This is a genomic window from Frankia tisae (assembly GCF_025403405.1).
GTDB classification, from domain to species: Bacteria; Actinomycetota; Actinomycetes; order Frankiales; family Frankiaceae; genus Frankia; species Frankia tisai.
The window spans coordinates 1-3,489 of sequence record NZ_JANEZT010000519.1 but is presented as its reverse complement, the minus strand read 5'-3'; the positions used below and the strand labels follow the sequence as shown (position 1 = coordinate 3,489).

At 73.0% G+C, this 3,489-nt stretch carries 4 protein-coding genes; all 4 read left to right on the top strand.

All coding sequences use genetic code 11. The features are described from left to right. The coding region (locus NBZ85_RS29140) for a hypothetical protein (protein WP_261563160.1) at positions 1-847 on the top strand (847 nt) is incomplete at its 5' end. A gap of 178 nt (positions 848-1,025) precedes the next feature. Beyond that, positions 1,026-1,826 (top strand): SCO family protein, encoded by an 801-nt coding sequence (locus NBZ85_RS29135; RefSeq protein WP_261563159.1) that lies wholly within the window; start codon positions 1,026-1,028, stop codon positions 1,824-1,826. After that, complete coding sequence (locus NBZ85_RS29130) at positions 1,826-2,365, top strand: MauE/DoxX family redox-associated membrane protein (protein ID WP_261556944.1); 540 nt, start codon at positions 1,826-1,828, stop codon at positions 2,363-2,365. The genes NBZ85_RS29135 and NBZ85_RS29130 overlap by 1 nt, the downstream gene beginning before the upstream one ends. Next, a complete protein-coding gene (locus NBZ85_RS29125; RefSeq protein ID WP_261556945.1) occupies positions 2,349-3,323 on the top strand; it encodes a DsbA family protein in 975 nt (324 codons plus the stop codon). Before NBZ85_RS29130 ends, NBZ85_RS29125 begins: the two co-directional genes overlap by 17 nt. Positions 3,324-3,489 lie beyond the last annotated feature (166 nt).

The following is a 3,489-nucleotide window of genomic DNA, read 5'->3' as shown; positions in this document are numbered from 1 at the left end:
ACTTCTCGTCGCGCTGGTCACCGTCCTGCTCGCCGCCTCGGCCGAGACCGTCCGCTCGGTAATGGCAGCGCGGCGGGCCGACCCGTGGGCCCGCCACCAGTCCCACCTGCCCCACCTGCCCCACCAGTCTCACCTGCCCCACCAGTCTCACCGGATCGGCGGGCCGCGGTCGTTCGGCGGTCTGCTCGCCGTTCAGGGGCTCTTGCACGCGGCGCTCGCCACCGGCGGTTACGGGACCGGGCTACGGGCTGCGGGCGGCGATCCCCTGCTCGGCGTGCTCCTGTGCCATGGCAACCAGGCCGAGGCCTCGCCGGCTGTGCACGCCACCGGCGCAGTGGGCGGTTCGGGGCTTCTCCCCGGGCCGGCGGCTGCGTCGCACCTGGCCGGCCCCGGGCTGACGCACGTCGATCCGGCGCTGCTGGCGGCCGCCCGGCGGGTCGCCGCCAGGGCCGGGTCAGGCGACGCATCGGCCGCGGGTCACCGCCACCTTGGCGGCCTGGCCATGCTCGGCTCTGGCTCCGGCTCTGGGCCCGCTTCGGCCGTCGCGGCCGCGCTGGCGATGCTGCTCGCCCACGCCCTGGCCGCGGCGCTGATGTTCTGGTGGGCCCGGCGGGGCGCGGAGGTGCTGGCTGCCGCCGGTCGGCTGCTGGCGCGCCGGCTGCCCGTGCTTCCGGCGATCTCACCGGTTTCGGCGCCCGCCCCGCGGCTCGCTCGGATCCGGCGAGCCGGCTCGGCGGGGCGACCGCGCCTGCTGTTGCTGCGTCACGCCGTCGCCCGGCGCGGCCCGCCGGCGCCGGGCGCCAGCAGATCGTTCCGGGATGTGCCGTGGCGGGTCGCCGCGGCCTGACCCGGCTACGCCGTGGGCCGGGTGGGGCGTGCCGCCGTCGCCTGTTCCTTCGCCGCGTGTCCCGTTCCGCCCCCGTCAGCCCATCGTCCACCGCGTCCGCGGCAATCACATGTGATCACGCTCGCCGCCGGCCGACGGCGATCCCGCGCGCGCCCGTGGCGCCCGCTCCTGGAGTGCCATGTCCCTGATCCGTCCTCGTCACGAGGTCTCCACCCGCCTCGGCCGGTCTCCCTTCCGCCAGACGGTTCCGCCCGCTCCACCGTCCCCGCGAGCCCCGTCCCCGCGAGCCCCGTCAGCCGATCGACGCCGGCCGAAGCGGCTGCTCGGCGTCCTCGGGTCGGCGTTGGCCGTCTCGTCGATGTTGCTGATCACCGCCTGTGCCGGTACCGGCACGAACAACGGGGTGACCATCGTCGACGCGGGCGACGGCGGCAACGACGGGCTGCACGGCACCGTCCCGGCGCGGCAGCTGGCCAAACCCGCCCTGAACCTGACCGATACCGACGGAAATCCCTTCGACCTGCGGGAACGGACAAAAGGGAAAATCACCCTGTTGTTCTTCGGCTACACGCACTGCCCGGATGTCTGCCCGACGACGATGGCGGACATCTCCGCAGCGCTCACCGAGGTCAAACCGGACATAAGGCAGCAGGTCGCGGTCGTTTTCGTGACGACCGATCCTGATCGGGATACCGGGCCGGTTCTCAGTCGTTGGCTTAAGCAGTTCGACACGACCTTCATCGGTGTCCGTGGCACGTTCGACCAGATCCGCGCCCAGGCCGAAGCCCTCGGCGTTCCCCTGGAAAAGCCCGAGGTGCAGGCCGACGGTTCCGTCCTGGTGACCCACGGCTCCCAGGTGATCGCCTTCTCCCGGGACGACCGGATCCGCGCGCTGTACCTGGCGGGCACGGGTGTCCAGGCGTACATCGACGACCTGCCCAAGCTGACCGCCGAGCGGTCCGGACCAGAAGCCCGGTGATGAACACAATCGCCTACCGTCTCACCACGCCGACGCAGCCGGCGAGCCGAAGCATCTCCACCGTCCTTCGCCTGGCCCTCGGCGCCGTCTGGTTCGTCGCCGGCCTGCTGAAGGTCAACGATCCGGACGGCATGCTGCGCTCGGTGCGGGCGTTCCGCATCCTGCCCGAGGCGTTGGTGCAGCCGGTGGCCTACAGCGTGCCGTTCCTGGAGATCGCCCTCGGTGTGCTGCTCATCGTGGGGCTCGCGGTGCGGGTGACCGCGCTGCTGTCGGCGCTGATGTTCGCCGTCTACATCGCGGCCATCGCCTCGGCGGCGGCCCGCGGCCTGCGCATCGACTGCGGCTGCTTCTCCTCAGGTGGCGACCTGACGGCCGACGCCCCCACGCATTACACCTCCGAGCTGGTCCGCGACAGCCTCCTGCTCGTCGTGGCCACGCTGCTCGCCTGGCGGCCCGGCGGCTACCTCGCCGTGGACCGCCTCCTCGACCAACCGGTCAACGATCGTTCCGGGAGTGACGCAGATGGCCTCGAACTCTAAGACCCGCGGCAAGGGCGGGACCGGCCGGAACACCCCGACCGCCCCGGCCAAGCCCGCGGACCGCGCCGCCACCACCATTAGCTCCGGCGGCGGCGCCCGCGGCGGTGCCAGCGGCGGCGGCACCCGCGGCGGCGCCGGGACGAACCCGGTGGCGGGAACGAACTCGCCGGCGGGGGCGAACTCGCCGGCGGGGGCGAACTCCGCGGGTGGAACCGGTGGCGGATCGGGTCCGGCTCGGCGGGGCAAGGCGGGTGCCGAGGAGCGGCGGACGAAGGCTGCCGCCGCCCGCGCCGCCGCAGCGGCCCAGGAGCGGCGGCGCCGCAACCTGATCGTCGCCGGGGTGGTCGTCGTGGTGCTCATCATCGTCGGGGTGATCGGCTTCGCCGTGCAGAACTCGCGGGAGGAGTCGAAGCCGGTCGTGCTGCCGGCCGCGGCCACCGGGACCGATGGCGGCATCGTCGTCGGCCAGGCGTCCGCCCCCGTGACGGTGGACATGTACGAGGACTTCCAGTGCCCCGCCTGCGAGGCGCTGGAGACCCAGACCGGCCCGACGATCCGCACCCTGCTCGACCAGGGCAAAATCAAGATCGACTATCACATGATGTCGTTCCTCGGCCCTGAGTCGAAGCGGGCGGCGAACGCGGCGGCCGCCGCCGCGAACGAGGGCAAGTTCCGCCAGTTCCATGACGTCCTGTACGCCAACCAGCCGAAGGAGCACACCGGCGGGTTCACCAAGGACACCCTGCTCACGCTCGGCGCCAAGGCCGGCCTGACCTCGCAGGCGTACAAGGACGCCGTCAACGGCGGCACCTACGACGGCTACGTCGCCAAGGTCGACGGCGACGCGTCGAAGGCCGGCGTCACGGCGACGCCGACCGTCATCATCGGCGGCAAGCAGATCTCCGGCACCCAGCTCACCCCCGACGGCTTCCGCGCCGCCGTCACCGCCGCGAGCTGACCCCGGCGCCCCAACCGGGCCAACCGACCGGTCCGCGCCGCCCCGGCTGTCTCCTCCCGTGGGAGGAGACAGCCGGCCGGCGGGCGGGGGTGGTTTGCCGTTTCGCGCAGGCCACGACTACTTTTCGGGCCATGACTGAGACCGCCAGCGCCGCCCGTCTCGCCCC